This window comes from Bacillus cereus group sp. N31, assembly GCF_016483245.1.
In the GTDB taxonomy this organism is placed as follows: Bacteria; Bacillota; Bacilli; order Bacillales; family Bacillaceae_G; genus Bacillus_A; species Bacillus_A toyonensis.
This window is the reverse complement of sequence record NZ_JAEHCH010000002.1, coordinates 135774-158850: the sequence shown is the minus strand read 5'-3', so window position 1 is coordinate 158850 and position 23077 is coordinate 135774. Positions and strand designations below refer to the sequence as shown.

Here is a 23077-nt window from a genome sequence, read left to right as displayed (position 1 = left end):
TCCCATCCCCTTTAAAAAAAGAGCTGCAATTAAGCAGCTCTTTTTTATAACTCGTAAATCTCTCTATACTTCGCTTCTAAATAATCAGCTAAGTAGTTTGCATTTAGCCCTTCACCTGTTACATCTTCTAAAATTTCAAGTGGCTTTTTCGTTTTGCCATATTGATGAATGTTTTCTGTTAACCATTCACGAATTGGCGTCACGTTACCTTCTTCTAATAATGCATCAAAGTTTGGAATATCTTTTAGCATTCTTTGCTGAAATTGCGCTGCATACATGTAACCAAGCGCATAAGATGGGAAGTATCCAAATGAGCCACCAGCCCAGTGAACATCTTGTAATACACCTTGTGCATCATTTTCTGGACGAATTCCTAAATATGCTTCCATCTTATCATTCCAAGCCGCTGGTAAGTCCTTCACTTGTAGTGTACCATCAAATAATTCTTTCTCAAGCTCATAACGAACCATAACATGAAGCGGATATGTAAGCTCATCTGCTTCTATACGAATGAATGAAGGCTTCGATTCGTTAATCGCATCATAAAACTCATCGACTGATATATCGTTAAATTGACCGTCACTATACTCTTTTAATAAATCATAATTTTTCTTCCAGAATGATTTATTACGACCGATAAAGTTTTCAAAGAATAATGATTGCGATTCATGAATACCCATAGATGTTCCACTACATAGCGGTGTACCCTCAAACTTTTCTGCAATATTTTGTTCATATACAGCATGACCACATTCATGAATTGTTCCAAACACAGCCATACGGAAATCTTTCTCATCATAGCGTGTTGTAATACGAACATCCCCTCTATTTAATGTAATTTCGAAAGGATGTACCGTTTCATCAAGACGCCCTGCTTCAAAGTCATAATTCAATTGCTTTAATAACTCTAATGTAAAGTTCTTTTGTTTTTCTTTCGAAAAGTGTTCCGATAAAGCACTTGTTTTTAATCCCTTTTTAGACTCTGAGATTTCTTTTACAAGCGGCACGATACGCTCACGAAGTTGACCAAATACGTGATCTAACACTTCTACTGTAATACCAGGCTCATACATGTCTAATAATGTATTATATTTATATGTTTCGTAACCCCAATATGTAATAAATTTCTTTTTGAATTCAACAATTTTTTCTAAATACGGACGGAACATTTCGAAATCAGATTTTTCGCGTGCTTCTTCCCACACACTTTCCGCTTTCGCTTCTAATTTCACATACGCTTCGTATTCAGCTTGTGGAATTTTCTTATTTCTATCATATTCTTTACGACACTCTTCAACCATTTTCTTCGTCGTTTCAGAAAGTTTATCTTCAGATATTAAAGCTTCAAGCTCAGTTAAGTAGTTCCCCATCTCATTTGAAGTCGACATAGCAAACACTTCTGACGAAAGCATCCCTATGACTTCTGAACGCTGATCCACACCTTTTTTTGGTGCACCCGTTCTTAAATCCCAAAACATTAAGCTTAATGCTTCTCCGTAATTTTCTATCTTCTTCACATATGTTAAAAATTGTTTTTCTACTTCATATGTAGCAACTGTCATCGTATAAAAGACCTCCTTTTTCTACCTCAAACTTATTTCGACACGAAAACATAAATTCCTTTTATAATAGAAAAAAAGCTTGGCAAGCGCCAAGCTTTTCCTTATAATTCTTTACCTTCTACCGGAAGTACTTTTTTCACTGCTTCTATCACTTTTTCATCTTCCGTATCTGATAGGAAGATTGATATAGCACCTTTATCGTCGCTCGTACGAATTAAACGTCCAATCCCTTGACGAAGGCGTAAAATCATATATGGCACATCTACATCCCAGAATGGATTATTTACGTGCTTACGTTTCGCTTCAAACACAGGATCGTTTGGAGGGAATGGTAATGACCAAATTATTACATGTGATAATGATGAACCCGGAATATCTAAACCTTCCCATAAATGAACGGCACAAAGTACAGTCTCTTCTTCATTTTGGAAACGAGAAACGAGCTGACTAATTTCTTGATCCCCTTCATATAAGAACGGAACTGACATTTGCTCTTTACTTACATATTCTTTGAACGCTGCAAGTTCTTGCGTTGTACGGAATAATACAAGCGTACGTCCATTCGTTTTCTGTATATTTTCAAGTGTATATTGACACTTTCTTTCCCATTCATTTTCTTTCGTATGCGATAGTAAGTTTACTGCCATTTGCTCTTCATAATTAAACGGTGAGGCAACTGAGAATGATAAGTAATCTTTTACCCCTAAGCTATTTGCAGTAAATGCGAACGAATCGTTGTCCGATAATGTCGCAGAAGAGAAAATGTATGGAATTTTCTTCGAGAATACTTTTTCTTGTAACACTTCTTCAACTGCACGCGGCATAATAACTAACGTGAAGGCACCATCACCTTCTTCACCCCACGTAATTACATTTTTCTCATGCATGAAAAGACGAAGTGAATGTTCTAACACATCTAAATGTTCATCAACGATATTTAAATCGTATGTGTTTACTGTATGCATTTCACTTTCAAATACTAGTGCATCACCGACTTCACCGATTTTTGCATAAAGTCTTTTCGCTTCTGCGGTTACTTTTTCTGTCACAGTAATTTCTAAACGATCAGAACCTTCAATTTCCTTTTTATTCTCTTGTAACACATCAAAGAATCGCTCTGTTTGCCAAATTGTTTCTTCTACTAAATGTGCAAACTCTTCACGAATATCGTTCTGTAACAATCTCGTTAAAAGCTGCTCCATCATCGTTTGCTTTAAACGGTACGTTAAAGCTTTTTGAGCTGCATATTCTACAAGATGTCCTTCATCGAATACAACGCAGCTACTTTCAGGTAATAACGGAATTTGTCCTTCACGTTTACGAGCATCGTACGTCCAAATATGATCCATATAAAAATCTTGAGAACAAATGATTAAATCTGCCGCTTTACGATAATGTTCACGAGAAAGAGTTTGTCCACAACGATGACGTGAATCACAAGTGAAGCAATCTTGGAAGTAATCCCAGTTTACTTTTGACCATTCCTCATCATTTAAAAGTGGAAATTCTTTTCTGTCACCATAGTGAGTAAAGTTTTGCATCGTACCATGATCAAATACAAACTGTGGTAATTCATAATATACGTCTTCAATTACTTCTGGAGCTCGTCCACTCATAACATCTTCAAGTTTACGTAAACATAAATAGTTATCCATCGATTTCGCAAGTCTTACGTCAACAGATAGTCCTAATGCTTCTGATAACTTAGCAATGTCCCCTTCTTCTTTCACAAGCTGCTCAATTAATGTTTCATCTGCACAAGCGATAATAGCAGGTTTTCCTGTATAACGCGCATAACAAATTGCATATAAAAGGTATACAATCGTTTTCCCTGTTCCTACACCCGCTTCTGCGAACATAACTTTTTTCTCTTGGAAAGCACGCTCTAATTGAAACGCCATAAAGATTTGTTCATCACGCTCTTCAAAGCCTTTTTCCGGAAGGATGTCGTAAAATACATCTCCAATCCACTCATTCAACTTATCATAAAAATTATCTTGTTTTCCTACTTCAAATGGTAATCTCTTCTCAGTAAACATCCTTAGCCTCCAACCAAAAAGTTTTTCTATAAAACGATATAGTAACTGCTACTCATATGTGTGCAGCCACTTTCCCCTGTTGCAATACTTAGAAATACACGAAAAAAAATTTTCCTTTCGAAAAAGGAAAATTTTCTTCTATATTAACGACTTTAAATACCGTTTATCAATCGCTGTTTCATGTGAAAGAGCTGATAAATATTCTTCTTGAGCTTTTTGTATTTCATCTACAATTACGCCTTGACTATCCACTTCTTTTCCGAGCTCATCATACGTACGGTGAATAGCTTTTTGAATCATCGATAATTGAAAACTATCCATATCACTGCCTCCTTTACGCATTACATAATAGCCAGTATATGCGTGCTGGAGGAGTTTTATACTATGAATTACGCGGTGGACGTTTTCCGAAGTATTGGTAGTAATCTGTACGGATAAATCCGTTAAATAGTTTACGTTTCTTCGATGCATCTTTTCCGTAACACTTCTCAAATGCTTCGTAACTTGTTAATACATACGCTGACCACGTATCTAATGGGCGAAATACTTGTCCCATTTCTTTATACAGTTGTTCAACGAGTGCTTTTTCACTTAAACGTTCTCCGTATGGAGGATTCGTTACGACGTAGCCATAATCCTCTTTTGTTGTGAAATCTTTTACTTGCATTTGCTTAAATGTGATTAAATCACCTAAACCTACTTCTTCTGCGTTTTCTTGTGCAACTCGAATCATACGATGGTCAATATCAGATCCAATGATTTGTAATGGTTGATTATAATTTGCTAAATCTTCAGCTTCTTGACGAGCTTCGCGCCAATTTTGTTTACCAACCCAGCCCCATTCATCCGATGCAAAGCCTCGGTTAAATCCTGGTGCGATATTTTGTCCAATTAATGCAGCTTCAATCGGAATTGTTCCAGATCCACAGAAAGGATCCACGAAAGGACGATCTGGCTTCCAGTTCGTTAACTTAATTAGAGACGCAGCTAATGTTTCTTTTAAAGGAGCTTCCCCTTGATCCATGCGGTACCCACGTTTATGAAGTCCAACACCACTCGCATCGATTGTTAATGTTGCAATGTCTTTCAACATTGCAATCTCAATACGGAATAACGGACCATCTTCTTCAAACCAAGTTGTACGTTTATATGTTGTTTTTAATTTTTCAACGACAGCTTTTTTAACGATACGTTGGCAATCCGAAACACTGAATAACTCAGATTTTAGAGATTTACCGATAACAGGGAATTCTCCGTTCTCTGGAATATAATCTCCCCAGTTTAATGCTTTCGTTTTTTCAAATAGCTCATCAAATGTTGTTGCTTTAAATTCGCCAACTTTAATTTTCACACGGTCCGCAGTACGTAACCATAAATTCGTACGACAAATCGCCTTTTCATCTGCCTCAAATGTTACTTTGCTGTTTTCTACTTGACATTCATAACCAAGATCGCGAACTTCTCGGGCAACTAACGCTTCAATACCCATTGCCGCTGTTGCAATTAAAGTAACTTTTCCCATTTGCATTCACCTCTTATGTATATTCAAACAATAATTAATAGCAATTTGTCCTATTAATCATTACATTTTACGAAAATTTTTCTCATTAACCATTGTAACTCATAATTTATAACTTCATACAAATAAAAAGCCCTCCTCTAACAAAGGAGAGCTGAGTTATTTCATAGTTGGTTCATAACGTTCTGTAAGCCATGTTCTGTTCCTTTGTACTGCAAACGGCCCACGCCTCGTACTCCGGTAGCAATCATCTATCTACAGGTTATGAAAACCTGTCCTTTTCCGTCGTTCATTTCCTTGGAAAAGATTCCCCTACCATTATTTGGGTTTCTCGCTCGTGGGGTTTACCTCGTTCCACTCCTATCATTTCTTCAAGGACTTCGTCACTGTGGCACTTTAAAGGTAGTCAAACCATATCCGAAAGGACTTAGGTTTTTTCCCTGCCGTTAAACCAGCCTTACAGCCAGAATACCCTAGCTTATGAATTGGCTAGGCACGAACACTACAGCCATCTCAGGCCGTGCGAGCATGGACTTTCCTCTACAACGTTGGCGTTGCAGCGATTGCCCAAACGTTATGACATCCATTAGTATAGTGGAAACAAAAAGATTTTGCAATGTTTTTTTCTATGTACAATGCCTCAACCTTGTTTCCACCTTATTTTATTCGTATAACTTACTTCCAAATACAGCTTTTTCTAAGTTGGATAAACGTTTTAAAATATCCGTATTCGTGTTGTTATATACCGGTTGTGCAACTGGTGTTTGTACAGGTTGTTGTGGAGCTTGTGTTGCAGCTAGTTTTTGTTCTTCTAATTCTCGTTTTAAACGAACATTTTGTTGCTTCAATTGATCAAATTCTTTGTGGAAAGCTTCATAGTCTTTAATAATCATATCAAGAAACTTGTCTACTTCTTCTTGTTGATAACCTCTCATACCTGTTTTAAATTCTTTTTCCAAAATATCTTTCGCCGTTAATTTAATTTTATCCGAAATCATTTTCTTCACCTCAAATTTTTGCCAAAACTTTCATTAACTAAATTTTTTCAGAAACAATGCCTTTTGTCAATCATATATACGAGTACAATATTACATATTACTCTGCAGTATTCCACTGTTCCTCTTCTATTATATCTTGTAAATCAGAAAAAAGAATGAAATAACTGTGATAATTTTCTATTTCTCCTTTTTTCTTAGCTACTTCTACAATATATTTAGGACTCCCAGGCTTTTCTTCATCATATACAGCTAAAAGAGCATCACTTTTTTCAATAAAAAATTGATTCTTTAATTTAAACTGCTCTGGGCTTTCGTACTTCCGTTTCGTAATACTATCAATGTGGTCTGCTTGTGAAAGAATAAATTCGTAATATTCACGGTTATCTTCTTTCCAATTTTCTTCTTGTTCTAAAAAAGGAGTAAATACCGCTAATTTTAAATCTGGATATTCTACTTGAATTTCAAAAACAACTTCAGCAGCCCACAATTCTACACCTAGCTGGCCGCTTATAATAACCCACTCCAAACCATCTTCTACAAAAGCAGTTAATTTACGATGCAGCGCTTTTTTTATGCAGTCTACTCCTGGATGATCCTTTTTAAATATTCCAAGTTCAAATGGCTTATATCCTGTTACAGCAACAACTTTCATATCAACACTCCAATTACAAAAAAAGAACTAGCATTTTGCTAGTTCTAACATATCATTTACTTTTTAAATATTCCACCAACGTTTGGTCCAACATTTGGTCCTACATTCGGTCCTGGTCCAAACGGGGATACATTCGGTCCTGGTCCAAATGGGGATACATTCGGTCCTGGTCCAAATGGAGATACATTCGGCCCTGGTCCAAATGGAGATATTTGATGACCGTGGTGATGGTGACCATGACCACATGGACCACATCCACCGCCAAATCCTGGATCGATTGGATCTACAACATTTACATTTGAGTTTGTTTGCGGGAAGAAGTTTTGGTTTTTAATTTGTTGATGGTGTACATGTGTCGTATGCGTTGGGAAAATGTGTGGCACCACCGTTGTTGAAAAAGAATGTGTTACACACTGTTTCGTCGGATGAATGACAGGAGCAGTCGTACAAATAGGTCCTACAGGCTTATGCCCTCCAAAACAAGGATGACAATGATGCATAGTTTTTTCTCTCCTCTCTCGTTAAGAAAATCTGATTACACTTTACAATATGAGAAAAGAGGTGAAGCCGTTTGTTATATATACCCATTTGTTTCATGGAAATTTGTCTAGTGCTACACTTCATTCATGCTATTTCATTATGGACAACAATCCATCATCACTTACCAAAGAACCCTCCAACCTGCTTAACAATCCCCGTCACTTGATTCATCGCATTCATCATTTGTCCAGCTGTATTCATCATTTTATTCACATCATAGTTACCATCTGAATTTTTAAATTGGGAAACAAAGCTCGAAAACTGACTTGGTTGCTGTTGTTGCTTTTGTTTATTCATCGTCGGATACGGTTGTTTTGGCGGATAAAACATCGCTTGTTGATTTCCATAGGGAGATGGTGGTGGTGGCATATAATATTGTGAGTTCATATAAGGTTGCTGCTGATTCATATAGGATTGTTGCTCTTGTTGCGATTGATTCATATAGGGTTGCTGCTGTTGTTGCTGTTGATTCATAAACGATACTTCAAATGGCTGGTAATAATTTTGATTTCCATAATGAGGCTCGAAAGGATACATATTATACCGTAAATATGTATCCGTATTATATTGGTACATATTTTGCTGTGCATATGGATTTGGTTGCTGATATACGTTAGATTGTTGAAACATGCATTCTCTCCTCCTTCACATAAGTTTCTACATATATAATATGTACTTGTAAAATAATTTGTGTGACGGAGTATCTGTCTATTTTTGTCGGAAGTTTAAATTTTTAAAAAATTAAAAAAGAAAACCCTTCCATGCTATGATAATTAAGAAGAAGATTCTCATGGGGGAGGAATCAACATGGTATTAGGGGATTTAAAACAAGCGTTTTCTCAAAAGAAGGGGTATTACACAGAGAATGTAAATGAATTATTAGACTTTGCGAGACATTGTTATCTCGAAGGAAAAATATGTATATCGGATTACCGAACATTAATAAAAGAATTAGAAATAAACGGTGCAACAAAACCTACAACAATGACAGAAGCTTAAAAAAAACAAGAGGGTTTCCCCTCTTGTTATTTACATTGCTCAACTATATTTTGCAAAGTATACGAAATGGCTTGATGTGTTTCAAAAAAACGTTTACCTTTTCCTTTATTTACAAAACATTGTAACACATTCGTTTGTAAATTATCGTACACTTGATCAATTTGCTGTACATGTATATACTTCGGTTTTTCTTCCTTAATCCACGTATAAGCTAATTCTTTCCACACCTTTAATTCCTCATCTACTATGTCTACAAACGGCTTCATATCCTTATAAAAGTCATATTCAATTATTTCTCTTTTTTTTACATTCGCTTCATTATTATACTGCATGAGTTTTTCTGAAGACTGTATTAATGCTTCATACTCCATTTCATTCCCACCTTATTATGCACTCACTACGATGTTTTGAAACGTCTTCACCCAATTCCCTTTTTCTTCGTGATGCACTAATTTATTTTCCATATGCTCAATATGCATTTCTGTTATTTCTATCTTATTACATATTTTTTCGCTCTTATCCTTCAATGCATGATTTATTCTAATTCCTATATTCATTTCCAGCAAATCGAGAGAACTTAACATTTGATCCATTTTTTTCATTACATCTACTTTCTGAACCATCGCCATATACAAAACGCCCCCTTCTTTGCTTTTCCTTTGTCATGTAATTTCGCCGGATAATTCTTCACTCCTGCACACATGACAAAACTAGTTGTTATTCGTCAAAGAAATCATTTTGAATGTCATTTATAGAAATGGTAACAATACAAAAAGGAGGTGTATGAAGATGGCAAAGAACAAAAACGAAAAAAAGAAAAAACAAAACAAACAACAAAATAAACCCGAGACTGGTAATCCAAAGCTTGATGGCCCAAACTTCCCTGCTACATAAAGTGAAAGTTTAATTAATGGGGCTTTTCCAAACTACTAATTTCTAAATCCCCCTTAATCTTCTACTTTCATTCAGTTTTGAGATTAAAATCTTAACACACTTAGCAGGATTTCTTCACATTAAGAAGTCCCATCTTCATTTATAAAGATGGGACTTCTTTTTTATTATATCATGAACTCGTCTATTCTTTTAACAAAACGATTCACGATAGAAACAGCATAGATCTGCTCCCTCTTTCTTTTATACCATTCCTTTATATTAACTTCATCCTTCGGTTCTTCAAATAAAAACAATGCATTCATTTTCGAATCTTCACAAAACCAATCCCTCATTGTTATTTCCTCATGTGCAACAAGAGAATACACATCTCTTAGTGCTGGTGTATAGGATTTTCTAGTTCCCCTTAAGTAATATTCATAATCTTCTCTAGAGCCAGTATGTGTAGTTTGTAGTGCAAACTTATAAAATAAACGTTTATAAGTCGGATGAAACAATAACCACGCTAATTTTTTCCCAAGCTCTATACGCTTTTGCAACGTTTCAAATTGATAAACTGAAAACCCATACATCCCCCCTTCAATGGTTGGAAAAATAACTGCACTAATATGCAACATGTCTTGAACTTTAAAAAGCGCCGTATGAAATACATGTTTTTTAAAGTAGCTATTCTCAATAACTGGTTTTTGAATTTTATTTTGCTCATTTATAATAAGCGCTGTCATAAGCCTATTCATATCTTTTTTCTCCCAGAAAAATGTCCATTCTTTTTCCATGAAAAGTGATACGTTGAAAAATTGCAACAAATGAAAGAGAGGTATACGTCTCCTCTTGCTTTCTTCATATAGTAGTAACTGCGGAAATGCATCTAAGAAAATAATCCAATTAGCCTGTTCATATATGAGAAACAAATGTTTTTTTACTAATCGAGGCAAAACAGTAGCATAATATCTTCCTTCTAAATCAGTCATATTCCAGCCTGCATTTCTCGAAACCATACTCGCTAAAAAAGACCACCTGATTTCACTATTTCTTACATAAAATTTTTGATACGATTGTGTCCGAGAAATGTTGTCCATATTAGCTATTTCTGTTTTCTTTTTAATAGTGTGAATGATTGCTTTTTCTTCCTTTGTACAAACCATATTTTTACGATATTGTTTTATTTTTTCGTAATCATTCCATGTAAACATAAATAAGTCATCATGCCTTTCTTCAAAAAGGTCACATCTTTTTTCATTTTTTGATATAATCACCTTTGTAAGTAATTCTTAAAAAGTTGGGAGTGGACACACTATGACCATTCGTTACCCAAATGGAAAAAGGTACAATCAAGCTTCACTACCTCCTAAAACACCAATAAAAAAACATACTTATAGTAATAGAGGTATGTCCCTTGAAGAGGAATTAAATGAAACAAATCAATATTACTTAACCCATAATATTGCATGTGTACATAAAAAACCTACACCTCTTCAAATTGTAAAAGTAGATTACCCCGCTCGAAGTGCTGCAGTGGTAAAAGAAGCGTATTTTAAACAACCTTCTACAACGGATTACAACGGTGTATACAAAGGGAAATACATCGATTTTGAAGCGAAGGAAACAAAAAACAAAACTAGTTTCCCACTTCAAAACTTCCACCTTCATCAAATTGAACATATGAAGCAAGTAATTGCTCATAATGGAGTTGCATTTGTTATTATTAAATTTACACTTTTTGATGAATTTTATTTACTCGATGCGAAACATATTATTGCATTTTGGAACCGTCAAAATAATGGTGGGCGTAAGTCAATTACTAAAGAAGAAATAGAAGCGCATGGATCATTGTTATCATGCGGCTATCACCCTCGGATTGATTATATCCGTGTACTAGACACGGTTTATTTTTCGTGATAGAGTCATCACTAAGGCTCTTTTTTCGACTTTTGAGGGAGAGAATGAAAGGTAGGAGAAAGTATAATGTCAGATAATTATCGTTCTCGTACAGAACGAAATCATGCGAAAAATCAAACGGAAGAAACAAATAAAGAAAAAAAACCAAAGAAAAAAGGCTCCTTTTTCAAGAAGTTCCTTATAGGTTGTCTACTTCTTGGTATCGTTGGTCTCGTAGCTGGCGTTTCCGCTTTCTTTGTTATGGTAAAGGACGCTCCAAAATTAGACAAATCAAAACTTGTCAATCCTTTATCAACAAAGTTTCTTGATAAGGATGGGAAGTTTTTCTATGAATACGGTGCGGAAAAACGAACCCATGTTACTTACGATCAAATTCCAAAAGTAGTTGAAAATGCATTCCTTGCAACTGAGGATTCACGTTTCTATGACCATAATGGAATTGATTTTAAACGAACTACAAAAGCAGTTATGGAAAATGTCACTGGTGGTTTCGGTTCCCAAGGTGGTAGTACGATTACACAACAAGTAGTAAAAAACTATTTTCTAACGATGGAAAAAACCGCAAAACGAAAAGTGCAAGAATGGTACTTATCTTACAAATTAGAGCAACAATACTCTAAACATGAGATTTTAGAAATGTACTTAAATAAGATTAATCTAGGTAATCGCTCTTACGGTATTGCAACAGCGGCTCAAAAATATTATCAAAAAGATTTAAAGGACTTACAATTACATGAAGCTGCGATGCTCGCTGGCTTACCTCAAGGTCCTAACATTTATGATCCAACAAAACCAGAAAATGTTGAACGAGCAACAAATCGTCGTAATATTGTATTAACATTAATGAATCGACACGGCTATATAACAAAAGAAGAAATGAATAACGCAATAAAGATTCCTGTAACTGAGGGTCTAAAAAAATCAGAACTAACTGAAATGAAGTTTCAAGCATTTTTAGATGCTGTCGTAAAAGAAGTTGAAAAAGAATACCCTGATGTAAATATCGGTTCAGATGGTTTAACGATTCATACAACCCTTGATCGAGATGCTCAAGAGTACGCTGAACAAATTATGGATGGCAACCTCATTAAGTATCCAAACGATCAGTTCCAAGGATCATTTGTATTTATGGATACACAGTCTGGAGAAGTTCGAGCAATTGGTGCTGGGCGTAAAGAAAGTAAGTCTACTTTCAAAGGTCATAATATGGCTGTTGATTTAAAACGCCAAGTTGGTTCAACAATGAAACCAATTTTCGATTATGGTCCTGCAATTGAAAACCTTCAATGGTCTACTTATCATCAATTAAATGACTCTGAATATACTTACTCTGATGGCACAAAGATTAAAAATGCTACCGGTAATTTTAAAGGTGACGTTTCACTTCGTGAAGCATTGAAGAAGTCATTAAACATCCCGGCTTTAAAAACAGCTCAAGCAGTCGGTATTCCTAAGGCAAAAGAGTTTGCTGAAGGTTTAGGCATGACGTTTAAAGATGGCATAGCACATGAATCTACTGCAATCGGTAGTAATGAAAGCTCTCCGTTAGATGTCGCTGGGGCTTATGCAGCATTTGGAAATGACGGTGTATACAATAAACCTCATTTCGTTAAAGAAGTTATTTTCCCAGACGGAAAAAAGAAAAGCTTTAAACCGAAAGAACAACGTGCAATGCACGACCATACAGCTTACATGGTTACTGACGTTCTTCGTGACGTAGTAAAACCTGGTTCCGGCGGTACGGGGCCAACAGCATATGTTTCTGGTTTTGACGTTGCTGGTAAAACAGGAACACAAAACTTTGATGCAAAAGATATAAAAAAATATGGCATCCCAGCTGATGCTAACAGAGATAGCTGGTTCGCTGGATATACACCACAATATACGATGGCTGTGTGGACTGGTTACGAAAAGAATGGTCCAGAAAATTACATTAGCGATCGTTATACTAAAATTGCGCAACAAATGTTCCAAGTAATGATGAGCAAATTTGCTACAGATAAATCTCGTTTCGAACGCCCTTCTTCTGTACAAGAAATAAACGGCGAGTTATACGTAAAAGGTGCGAAAAAAGATGCAATTAAAGAAATTAAAGTAGATCCACCTAGTGGCCTTAATGTCGCTTTCGATGGCGCTAGTACAGTTACACTAAACTGGTCTGGCCCAACAGCAGTTGATGCTTATGCCGCAACTTATAAAGCTACAGACGGTTCTAGCGGTAGCTTATCAGTTAGCGGTACAACAGCTACTCTTGGTGGTATTAAGCCTGGTGTTACTTACAGCTTCTCTGTAGTAGCGAAAAAAGGTACTGGAACAAGTCCAGCAGTTGGTGCATCCTTCACTGCTCCTGGTGGAACTCCAGACGCTAAGAAAGCTGAAGAAGAGGCTGCCAAAAAGAAAGCCGAAGAAGACGCTAAGAAAAAAGCTGATGAGGAAGCTCAGAAAAAAGCTAATGAAGATAAACTAAAACAAGAAGAAGCTCAGAAAAAGGCTGCTGAAGAACAGCGTAAACAACAAGAGCAACAAGAACAACAACGTAAACAACAAGAAGAGGCTCAAAAGAAAGCTGAAGAAGACGCTAAGAAAAAAGCCGAAGAAGACGCTAAGAAAAAAGCTGAAGAAGAGGCTGCTAGAAAAAAAGCTGAAGAAGACGCTAAGAAACCACAAGAGCAGCAACAACAAAACACAGGTGAAGATACACCTCACGCAGACGGAAATGTTGTTACAACAGAGTCTTAATACAAAAAAAGAAGTCCTTTCTCTTAACGAGGAAAGGACTTCTTTTTTGTTATCATTTTCTTTACATATAACTTTTCTATTTCAATATACAACTGTGCTAACTGAATATAAGAATGATAATTATTTGGTTTCTTTATAATGAACGAATATCGCTCCATAAAATTAACTGGTTGTACTTCCAATTCACTCGTGTAATCTTCCATTTCATTCAAACTATGAACAGGTTGCTCATTTAGCCAATATACAATTGATAACAAATGTGCTGCAAAAAGAATCATCGGGCCTTCAGCTTCTTGTTTCTTTCTGTTTCGAAATAATGTGGCAATGTCTTCATGCTTAGTTTTCCATACATTCAACATTACCGGAATACTGTTTTCAATTTCATTCCACGGCTCATATTGTCTTTCTATATCAAATATAAAGTAAGTATTTTGTATGATTTCTTCAAAAGATTGGTCTGTATGATACTTAATCGAATTTGCGTTTTTTCGAAAAAATGGTAAGTACCGAAATTCTTTCGGTACTCCTATAACTCGCTCCATCCTTTATTTCCCCTTCATTCGCTTCTTTCCTTCGCGACACACTTCTAGCAATCGGCACTCTTCACATTGTGGTCGCTGCGCTTTACAGTGATAACGTCCAAAGAAAATCAAACGGTGATGTGTAACGCCCCATTCATCCATCGGAATTTTCTTCATTAATGTTTTTTCGACTTCTAATACAGAGTCTTTCCATCTACAAATCGCTAATCGTTTGCTCACCCGCTCTACATGCGTATCGACAGCAATTGCCGGTATCCCAAATGCTACCGATACTACAACATTTGCTGTCTTCCGTCCTACACCAGGTAACTTCGTAAGCTCATCTCGATCTTTCGGCACTTCTCCATTGTAATCATCTAATAACATTCGGCACAATTTTTGAATATTTTTTGCTTTATTTCTATACAATCCAATAGAACGTATATCTTGTTGTAACTCTTCTAGAGAAACACTTAAATAATCTTCTGGTGTTTTATATTTTTGAAATAAATTTTTCGTCACTTTATTTACAAGTGCATCTGTACATTGTGCAGATAATGCCACTGCAATTACAAGTTCGAATGGATTATCATGAATCAATTCACAATGTGCTTCTGGATACATATCCGCCATTGTGTCTAAACAATAACGAATTTGCGTTTTATTTAACATATACTTCCTCCTACATTACTGCTCCAACCAATTATAAAAAGGCACTTTCCCAGTAAATTTCGTCTCTTGTGTTGTTACTTGTTGCGCTCGTTGCTGATTTGCTCTAAATTTCCGTCCTTGATTTTGAGCTTGATCTACTGTTTTAATTCCATTCTTTTTCCACTCAAATAAAATACGATCAATATATCGGAAGTTCAGCTTACCGCTCATCACAGCTTCTCGTAGAGCCGCTTGAATTAAATTCGGATGATGTTGATCTTGATCCTCCCACATTCCCAATGTTTCACATTCAAATGGAGAAAGTGGTCTTCCGAATTCTTTTTCAAATACTGTATATAAATTTACTTGCAGTTGTTTTTTTTCTTTTTGTTCTTCCTCTATTGATTCATTCATTAAGAAATGCAATATTTTTTCCCATAGCGGTTGTAAAGAATAACTTTCACACATCATCGCTTCTGATCTTTTTCCACCTTCTAGTGATAAAAAACCTTTTTGAATCAATGTTTGAATTACTTCCATACATTTCATTTCCGCTATTGTCATTCGTTCGGAAATCTCCGACGGAGTCGGAAACGAATTTCCCGATTCTAAAAATGTATGCACATGAAGTAAAACCATAAATTCCGTTTCATTTAACCCTAATTTTTTATAATGCATCATAAGTAATTTTGGAATCGCAATGCTTCCCTGTTCAAACCACTGTAACATCATTTTCTTTTTCATCACCAAACACCTCGTTCTCTAGTATAACACACCTTTCGCTATTTCTTTTTGCCACAATTCGTCAAAAAAACCTCCCTATTATATAGAGAGGTTTTTTATTGTATTAACGAAATATACAATTAAGCTTTCACTTTACTTTTCATAAACGTATGAATGCGTTCTAATGCTTTCTCTACTTGTTCAAGAGATGTCGCATATGATAAACGAACGTTATTTGGAGCCCCAAATCCTGTACCTGGCACAAGAGCAACTTTTTCCTCTTCTAATAAAGCTTTCGCCCACTCATCAACTGTATCATATCCTGATAAAGCTACAGCCTCTTTTACATTAGGAAATAAGTAAAAGGCGCCTTGCGGTTTAATACAAGTAAAGCCAGGGATTTGAATTAATTTATCATAAATAATGTTTAATCTTTCTTCAAATGCTTGGCGCATTGTTTCTACAGGTTGTTGTGAGCCTGCATATGCTGCAATTGCGCCGTATTGAGCGATTGAAGTAGGGTTTGACGTACTATGACTCGCTAAGTTCGTCATCGCTTTAATCAGCTGCTTATTTCCAGCTGCGTATCCAATACGCCATCCTGTCATAGAATGAGATTTAGATACACCATTAATAATTAGGGTTTGTTCTTTTAATGCATTAGAAAGCTGGGCAATTGAAGTATATTCCGCATCACCATAAATTAACTTCTCATAAATTTCATCTGAAACGATTAAAATGTTATGTTCTAAACATACTTCTCCAAGCTGTTGTAATTCTTCTTTGCTATAAATCATTCCTGTTGGATTGCTCGGTGAATTAATAATAACTGCTTTCGTTTTCTCTGTAATTGCCTCACGCAACTGCTTTGCTGTAATTTTGTACTCATTGTCCTCTAAACCTTCTACATAAACCGGATTACCGCCAGCAAGCTTTACTTGTTCTGGATAGCTTACCCAGTAAGGAGTTGGGATGATAACTTCATCTCCTTCATCAAGCAACACTTGGAATAATGTATATAATGCATGTTTTGCACCATTACATACAATAATTTCAGATGGATCATACTGAATGCCTTGATCGCGCGTAAATTTCTTCACAATTTCTTGTTTTAACGATTGTAATCCACCTGTTGGCGTATATTTCGTATGCCCTTCTAACATCGCTTTATGCGCAGCTTCCATAATATGCTCTGGTGTATTAAAGTCAGGTTCTCCTGCCCCTAATGCAATTACATCATGACCTTCTGCCTTTAACGCTTGTGCCTTTGCTGTAATTTCTAAAGTTGAAGACGGTGTTAAAGCAGCTACTCGCTTTGCTAATTTCATTTGTAGTTCCCCCTACATCTATTTTTGAGCGCTATATCGTCTTAAAAACGACCCATCTTTAAATTCAAGATAGTAGTAATTATAACGATTGTCATAATCAATATATGTAACTTCCCATAATGGTACTTCTACTGGTACACCATCTCTAATACCTTTTTCAAAGCCTAATTTCACTTTCAGAATTTCCTTTGGCTTTCTTTTTGATTCTTTATCGCCGACTTGTTCTATTGTTCTTTGTATAGCCTCTTTTTCGGAAATACCTTCACTCTTTTTCCTTACTACGGTATCCCCTTTTTTCTCAGGCACCCAAACGATAAGATGTTCTCCCTTTTCATCTGTACCCTGTACGACTGTATATGCAGCTTTTCCGTTGTAATAATCAACAGATGTCACTTTTGTAAGCTTTGCTTTTTCTTTAGCAATTTCTACAGATTTCGACTCTTTGGGAATTTTCTTGTCCATCGCTTTATTATAAACATACGCCCCATATATTCCGCTAGCAACGATAACGATAATGATTGCAAAGATCCACTTTTTCATTGTATCACTACGTTCTGTAAATCGTAAATACAGCTGTTTCTTTGTCTTTTTCGTCTAATGCTAATCCGAACATGAGGTCCTGCTCTTTTAACGTACGATTCAAACTATCAACAATTTTATACAAATCTGACGAATATTTAATACGCGTCGTTGATAGTACTTCGATTTTCTTCTCCATGAAAAAACTCCTCCGTTACACAAAAATTTCTAATTATAGAAGAACGCAATGCGGTTACAATAAGAGTACATTCTTTACAACCCCTGCTTCATCACCCATCTATTATAGCAGGACATGTACAGCAAAAAAAGGTTTCAAGTCGAAAACCAATACATTTTGTATACAAGAAGTAAGAAAAATAAAATTCCTCCTACCCACATTTTTTACGCCTGAAGTTTATAAGTACTTCAGGCGTATTTTTCTTCCAATTTTTATTCATTTGACGGTTCTTCTAATTGCACCAACAACTCTTCTAACGGTCCTTCATAAAGAGGTACATTAGGAATTGATTGTAAAAATCTTTTTCCATAGGAAGAACTCGTCAATCGACGGTCTAACACTACTACCGTCCCCGTATCAGTATTCGTTCGAATTAAACGCCCAAATCCTTGTTTGAAACGTAATATTGCTTGCGGGAGCGCTAATTTTGCGAATACGTCCTCACCTTGATTTTTTAACCATTCACCTTTCGCTTCCATCATCGGCTGATGAGGAGGTGTAAAGGGAAGACGGACAATGACAAGGCAACTCAAGGCATCTCCTGGAATATCGATTCCTTCCCAAAAACTGCTCGTGCCTAACAATATTGACTTGTCGAACTCTTGAAACTTTCGAATTAAGCGACTTCGACTCCTATTGTTTACACTTTGTGTTAATAATAGATAGCCTTCTAATTCATCATTGCTTTTCAAATTCACATACGCTTCTTTCAGCATTTCATACGAAGTGAATAAAACAAGCATTCTCCCTTTTGTAACTTTTGCTATCTTGGCAATATGTTCCGATACAGATTCAATATATTCCTCATTACTTACTCGCTTAATAAACGGTACATCCGTTGAAACCATTAATTTCATTTGTTTCTCATAATGGAATGGCGATTGAACCTGTAAAGTATTTGGAGCAAAATCATGTAAGCCAAGCTCTTCTTTTATATAGTCAAATGTATCGTTAACTGTTAATGTTGCAGATGTAAAGATAACACTCTTTTTTTCTGTTAAAAATTCATCAGCAAACCTTTCACCAATATGAACTGGTTGCGCGTATAAAATGGTTGAATGAATCGTTCCTTTCGTCTCCGTCTCCATCCAAGTTACATATGCATTTTTTTCCAATATGAGCAACTGTAATGATTCTGCCATCTTTCTCAGTAACCCACTTAGATGCATAAATTCACCCGTAACAACATGCATTTCCCACTCTAACTTACTTTGCAATATATCTACTTGTTTCTCAAGTATGGTCACTATTCTTCTTAATTCATATACAAAACGATTTGTTAACTCAACAATACTATCCCACAACTTACCTTGCTCTACTTCCGTGTTATATCGATAAATGAGCGGCATATTGTTCGTTCCTTGTTCTTGCTTTGTTTGTTTAAATATAAAAGTACGTAACATTTGGAATAGTTCATCCGCATCAAATTTAAGTTCCTTCAAACTATGGCTTATCATACGGAAAGTAGAACGGGATGCTTGCTCTGATTTTTTCATCATTTTATATACTTTAGAAAGCACATCATCCGTTTCTAGTGTACCAAGTCGAGATAAAATCAATTGAAAATACATACAAGAGAACTGTTCACCTAGTGTTCTACTCGCAGCTTCTTCAATATGATGAGCTTCATCAAAAATTATATGTTCACATGAAGAAAACAGTGGTTCTTCACTTGAAAAATCTTGAAATAATAATGCATGATTTGTAATAACGATATCTGCAAATAAAGCTTTATTTTTCGCTCGCTGATAAAAGCATCGACTAAACCAATTACTTTGCATACCGCCCGGACTATACGCATCACTACAAATACGATTCCAAAGTAACTTTCCGCCCTCTGGAATATTTAATTCATCTCGGTCACCTGTTTCAGTTTTTAATAACCAAACTAAAATTTTCGCCTTCGTAAGTGCCATATCGTAATTTTTTTCTTCCTCTTGCAAAGCATATTCAAATTTATGTAAACAAAGATAATGCTTTCTCCCTTTTAGAAGAGCTGTCTCAAATGAAAATGGCATTATTTTTTGCAATAACGGAATTTCTTTTTCAAGTATTTGTTGTTGAAGTTGTACCGTTTGTGTACTGATAACGACAGGTTCTTCTTTTTTATTCGCAAAATAAAGACTAGGAAGTAAATAAGCAAGAGTCTTTCCCGTCCCTGTACCTGCTTCAATAAGAGAAAAACGAGAATCTCTTAACGCCGTATATATCTCTTTCATCATCATTTGCTGACTTTCTCTTCTTTCAAACTTCAGCATATGTAATTCCAGTTTATCCATCGTTTTATTCAAGAAAGCATCAAATTTTAATGAATATGTTTCTCCAAGACTTAAGGAATAGTTCCGTTTTCTCAGTGCAATATTGCGATACACTTCATATTCCGCTTTTATTTCTTTACCATGCATTACTTTCTTTAAAATATTTTCAGAAAGCACATCAGCTATATCACTTTGGAAAACATCACTCAATTCATAAAGTGATTGTAATGTAACAAGTGGTAATTTTTCAATTTCATTTAAAAATTGTAAAAACAACTCTGCTGTCGCAAGAGCATCACTATCCGCACGATGTGGTTGATCGTGTTCGAGTTCATGTTTCTTAGCTAAATCACGTAATTTATAACTATCGGCTGTTGGCAAAAGAATTTGTGCCAATTCAACCGTATCGATTTTAGGACAATGTATTTCTGTATATCCAGCCTGCCTTAATTCTTCGTTTAAAAAATTCCAATCAAAGTGAACATTATGCGCAACGAAAGCGGCACCTTGTAATAGCTCAACAATCATCGGGGCTACATCTTGAAATAACGGGGCTTGTTTTACAAGACTTTCATCAATCCCTGTTAATTCTGTAATAAATACGGGAATCTCTCTCTTTGGGTTAACAAAAGATGAAAAAATCTCCAATATCTCTCCATCTTCTACTACAACAGCTGCAATTTGGGTAATTTTATCTTTCCCGTCTTTCCAGGAGTTTCCTGTCGTCTCTAAATCAACAACGACATAACGTTTACTCATATATGTAACACCTCAATTTCTTACCTTTCAAACAACAATAATTCATATAATGTTACTATACCACGTTTTATCTCATCTTAATGAAAAGATGCACAAAAAAGCTATCTCCTGATATAGAGATAGCTTTCCTCTTTTATAATATTGTACCAGCCTTTTCAGCACCTAACATTTCAACAATTTGATTTTGACCGTCTAACACTGCAATTTTTGGTTCTTGTTTATGAACCTCTTCTTCCGTAACTAAGCCATAACAAATTATAATTACTTTATCTCCCGGTTGTACAAGCCTTGCTGCAGCACCGTTTAAACAAATAACACCGCTACCGCGTTCGCCTTTAATAACATATGTCTCTAAGCGCGCACCGTTATTATTATTTACAATTTGAACTTTTTCGTTCTCTACAATATTTACTGCATCCATTAAATCTTCATCTATTGTAATACTACCTACATAGTTTAAATTTGCCTCCGTTACAGTTGCACGATGTAACTTTGCTCTCATCATTGTGCGAAACATAGATGCTCCCCCTTATTTAACCGTTAATGTTATATTGTCAATTAATCTTACATTTTCAAACTTAACTGCAATAGCTAAAATGATTCTTCCTTCCATTTCCCCTACTATTGCCAATGACGGATATGCATATAAATCCGCATAATCTACAGTACCTTTCGTATACGTCTCAATATGTTCTTTCACAAGATTTGTAATGATTTCTGAATTACGTTCGCCTGCCTCAATTCTTTCTTTCGCTATACATAGACTGCGGTATAAATGAGAAGCCTCTTCACGTTCTTCTTGTGATAAATACACATTACGAGAACTTTTTGCTAATCCATCTTCTTCTCTTACAATATCAACTGGTACGATCGTTACTGGAATATTGAAATCAGTTACAAATCCTTCAATTACAGCAACTTGTTGTGCGTCTTTCATACCGAAATAAGCACGATTTGGCATTACAATATTAAATAATTTCATTAGTACAGTCGCAACTCCAGAAAAGTGACCAGGTCTTTGTTTTCCACATAATACGTCAGTACGCTTTACAACTTCTACAGTTGTTGTTTGTTCTGCTGGATACATTTCTTCTACACTCGGATAAAATAAATAATCCACACCGTTTTCTTTTGCTACACTTTCATCTCTCTCAATATCACGAGGGTATCGCTCTAAATCTTCGTTCGGCCCAAACTGTAGTGGGTTTACAAACACACTTAAAACTACAATTTCATTTTCTTCTCTTGCCTTGCGTAATAAAGTAGCATGCCCTTCATGTAAATAACCCATCGTTGGAACAAAACCAATATTCTTTCCACTTGTACGAAGTTCGCTCGTAATTTGCTGCATCTCTTGCACTGTAGTTATGATTTTCATTACTGTTTTCCCCCGTATAACGCTAAGCATTCTTCTTCTTTCATTGTGAACGAATGTTTCTCTTCAGGAAATTGCCCTGTCTTCACTTCAGCAACATATTGAGAAATCCCACGTACAATTTCCTCTTGAACAGACGTATACTGTTTTACGAATTTCGGAACACGATTTACCCCATATGAGATGAGATCATGATATACAAGAACTTGCCCATCTACTTTTTGTCCCGCTCCAATCCCGATTATCGGAATTGTTAATTGCTTCGAAATTAATTCTGCTAACTGCATTGGCACACATTCTAACACAAGTGCTATCGCACCAGCTTCCTCACATTTCTTTGCATCGTCTATTAATTTCTTTGCACTTTCAGCATCTTTTCCTTGCACTTTATATCCACCCAATACTCCCACAGATTGAGGAGTTAAACCTAAATGTGCTACGACAGGAATTCCTGCATTCGTTAAATAATGAATCGTCGATATAACTTCTCCAGCACCTTCTACTTTTAGTGCATGTGCTCCGCTCTCTTGAACGATGCGGCGTGCATTCACCATCGTTTCTTGTAACGATATGTGATAAGACATAAACGGCATATCAGTTACAATAAATGTTTCTTTCGCTCCGCGGCGTACAGCTTTCGTATGATGAATCATATCCTCTACTGTTACAGGTACTGTTGAATCATATCCGAGTACAACCATCCCAAGAGAATCTCCAACTAAAATCATATCGACTTCAGCTTCTTCTGCTAATTTAGCAGAAGGATAATCATACGCCGTTAGCATCGTAATCGGCTCACCTTGCTCTTTCATCTTCAAAAAATCTGTTTTTGTTTTCAAAAACTACTCCTCCTTTATACAGGAGAGA

24 protein-coding genes and 1 other RNA gene are annotated in these 23077 nt (G+C 35.8%); 3 read left to right on the top strand and 22 right to left on the bottom strand.

Going from position 1 to position 23077, the window contains the following annotated elements; all coding sequences use genetic code 11:
* Positions 1–44 precede the first annotated feature (44 nt).
* The 9 genes from ypwA to JDS81_RS05090 form a co-directional block, all read right to left on the bottom strand.
* Positions 45–1562: a carboxypeptidase gene (gene ypwA, locus JDS81_RS05130; RefSeq protein WP_097954497.1), complete on the bottom strand. Its 1518-nt coding sequence runs from the start codon at positions 1560–1562 to the stop codon at positions 45–47.
* 101 nt (positions 1563–1663) lie between these two features.
* The gene (locus tag JDS81_RS05125) at positions 1664–3601 is read right to left on the bottom strand and encodes an ATP-dependent DNA helicase (RefSeq protein WP_000493722.1); all 1938 of its coding nucleotides are present in this window, start codon (positions 3599–3601) and stop codon (positions 1664–1666) included.
* Positions 3602–3739: 138 nt separating this feature from the next.
* Complete coding sequence (locus JDS81_RS05120; RefSeq protein WP_000376898.1) at positions 3740–3922, bottom strand: DUF3921 domain-containing protein; 183 nt, start codon at positions 3920–3922, stop codon at positions 3740–3742.
* 61 nt (positions 3923–3983) lie between these two features.
* A complete protein-coding gene (locus JDS81_RS05115; RefSeq protein ID WP_000521231.1) occupies positions 3984–5123 on the bottom strand; it encodes a THUMP domain-containing class I SAM-dependent RNA methyltransferase in 1140 nt (379 codons plus the stop codon).
* A 180-nt stretch (positions 5124–5303) separates the two neighbouring features.
* Positions 5304–5695: RNase P RNA component class B (rnpB, locus tag JDS81_RS05110), an RNA gene on the bottom strand.
* 87 nt (positions 5696–5782) lie between these two features.
* Positions 5783–6118, bottom strand: coding sequence for a cell division regulator GpsB (gene gpsB, locus JDS81_RS05105; RefSeq protein ID WP_000622427.1), 336 nt, complete (start codon positions 6116–6118; stop codon positions 5783–5785).
* 97 nt (positions 6119–6215) lie between these two features.
* Complete coding sequence (locus tag JDS81_RS05100) at positions 6216–6770, bottom strand: SLOG family protein (protein ID WP_097954496.1); 555 nt, start codon at positions 6768–6770, stop codon at positions 6216–6218.
* 56 nt (positions 6771–6826) lie between these two features.
* Entirely contained in the window at positions 6827–7270 is a 444-nt protein-coding gene (locus tag JDS81_RS05095) for a spore coat protein (RefSeq protein ID WP_000546286.1), read from the bottom strand.
* A 157-nt stretch (positions 7271–7427) separates the two neighbouring features.
* A complete protein-coding gene (locus JDS81_RS05090; protein WP_000487698.1) occupies positions 7428–7940 on the bottom strand; it encodes a YppG family protein in 513 nt (170 codons plus the stop codon).
* 177 nt (positions 7941–8117) lie between these two features.
* Here JDS81_RS05090 and JDS81_RS05085 point away from each other — a divergent pair, with 177 nt between their 5' ends.
* On the top strand, positions 8118–8309 hold the full coding sequence (locus tag JDS81_RS05085; RefSeq protein WP_000242658.1) for a YppF family protein: 192 nt from the start codon (positions 8118–8120) through the stop codon (positions 8307–8309).
* Positions 8310–8335: 26 nt separating this feature from the next.
* Here the strand turns inward: JDS81_RS05085 and JDS81_RS05080 are convergent, their stop codons facing one another.
* From JDS81_RS05080 to JDS81_RS05070, 3 genes are all read right to left on the bottom strand, one after another.
* On the bottom strand, positions 8336–8680 hold the full coding sequence (locus JDS81_RS05080; RefSeq protein WP_000455491.1) for a YppE family protein: 345 nt from the start codon (positions 8678–8680) through the stop codon (positions 8336–8338).
* A gap of 15 nt (positions 8681–8695) precedes the next feature.
* On the bottom strand, positions 8696–8938 hold the full coding sequence (locus JDS81_RS05075; protein ID WP_001252045.1) for a hypothetical protein: 243 nt from the start codon (positions 8936–8938) through the stop codon (positions 8696–8698).
* 429 nt (positions 8939–9367) lie between these two features.
* The gene (locus tag JDS81_RS05070) at positions 9368–10393 is read right to left on the bottom strand and encodes a DUF2515 domain-containing protein (protein ID WP_097954502.1); all 1026 of its coding nucleotides are present in this window, start codon (positions 10391–10393) and stop codon (positions 9368–9370) included.
* 103 nt (positions 10394–10496) lie between these two features.
* Here JDS81_RS05070 and recU point away from each other — a divergent pair, with 103 nt between their 5' ends.
* Together recU and JDS81_RS05060 are read left to right on the top strand one after the other, a co-directional pair.
* Entirely contained in the window at positions 10497–11099 is a 603-nt protein-coding gene (recU, locus tag JDS81_RS05065) for a Holliday junction resolvase RecU (RefSeq protein WP_000155587.1), read from the top strand.
* Positions 11100–11165: 66 nt separating this feature from the next.
* Positions 11166–13838, top strand: a complete 2673-nt coding sequence (locus JDS81_RS05060) for a PBP1A family penicillin-binding protein (protein WP_097954495.1) — start codon at positions 11166–11168, stop codon at positions 13836–13838.
* A 23-nt stretch (positions 13839–13861) separates the two neighbouring features.
* On the opposite strand, the gene JDS81_RS05055 is transcribed toward JDS81_RS05060, so the two are convergent.
* The 10 genes from JDS81_RS05055 to panB all read right to left on the bottom strand — a co-directional run bounded on the left by JDS81_RS05055 (position 13862) and on the right by panB (position 23049).
* Positions 13862–14380, bottom strand: coding sequence for a YpoC family protein (locus JDS81_RS05055; RefSeq protein WP_097954494.1), 519 nt, complete (start codon positions 14378–14380; stop codon positions 13862–13864).
* Positions 14381–14383: 3 nt separating this feature from the next.
* Positions 14384–15031: an endonuclease III gene (nth, locus tag JDS81_RS05050; protein ID WP_000933024.1), complete on the bottom strand. Its 648-nt coding sequence runs from the start codon at positions 15029–15031 to the stop codon at positions 14384–14386.
* 15 nt (positions 15032–15046) lie between these two features.
* A complete protein-coding gene (dnaD, locus tag JDS81_RS05045; RefSeq protein ID WP_097954493.1) occupies positions 15047–15754 on the bottom strand; it encodes a DNA replication protein DnaD in 708 nt (235 codons plus the stop codon).
* Positions 15755–15873: 119 nt separating this feature from the next.
* Positions 15874–17061, bottom strand: coding sequence for an aspartate transaminase AspB (gene aspB / locus JDS81_RS05040; protein ID WP_000761565.1), 1188 nt, complete (start codon positions 17059–17061; stop codon positions 15874–15876).
* Positions 17062–17079: 18 nt separating this feature from the next.
* The gene (locus JDS81_RS05035) at positions 17080–17601 is read right to left on the bottom strand and encodes a cell wall elongation regulator TseB-like domain-containing protein (protein ID WP_000758736.1); all 522 of its coding nucleotides are present in this window, start codon (positions 17599–17601) and stop codon (positions 17080–17082) included.
* Positions 17602–17608: 7 nt separating this feature from the next.
* Entirely contained in the window at positions 17609–17779 is a 171-nt protein-coding gene (locus JDS81_RS05030) for a YpmA family protein (RefSeq protein WP_000412179.1), read from the bottom strand.
* A 251-nt stretch (positions 17780–18030) separates the two neighbouring features.
* A complete protein-coding gene (gene dinG, locus JDS81_RS05025) occupies positions 18031–20835 on the bottom strand; it encodes an ATP-dependent DNA helicase DinG (protein ID WP_097954492.1) in 2805 nt (934 codons plus the stop codon).
* Positions 20836–20968: 133 nt separating this feature from the next.
* Positions 20969–21352, bottom strand: a complete 384-nt coding sequence (panD, locus tag JDS81_RS05020) for an aspartate 1-decarboxylase (protein WP_097954491.1) — start codon at positions 21350–21352, stop codon at positions 20969–20971.
* A gap of 12 nt (positions 21353–21364) precedes the next feature.
* Positions 21365–22213: a pantoate--beta-alanine ligase gene (gene panC / locus JDS81_RS05015; RefSeq protein ID WP_000692376.1), complete on the bottom strand. Its 849-nt coding sequence runs from the start codon at positions 22211–22213 to the stop codon at positions 21365–21367.
* Positions 22213–23049 (bottom strand): 3-methyl-2-oxobutanoate hydroxymethyltransferase, encoded by an 837-nt coding sequence (gene panB / locus JDS81_RS05010; RefSeq protein ID WP_000851101.1) that lies wholly within the window; start codon positions 23047–23049, stop codon positions 22213–22215. Before panB ends, panC begins: the two co-directional genes overlap by 1 nt.
* Between the last annotated feature and the right edge of the window lie 28 nt (positions 23050–23077).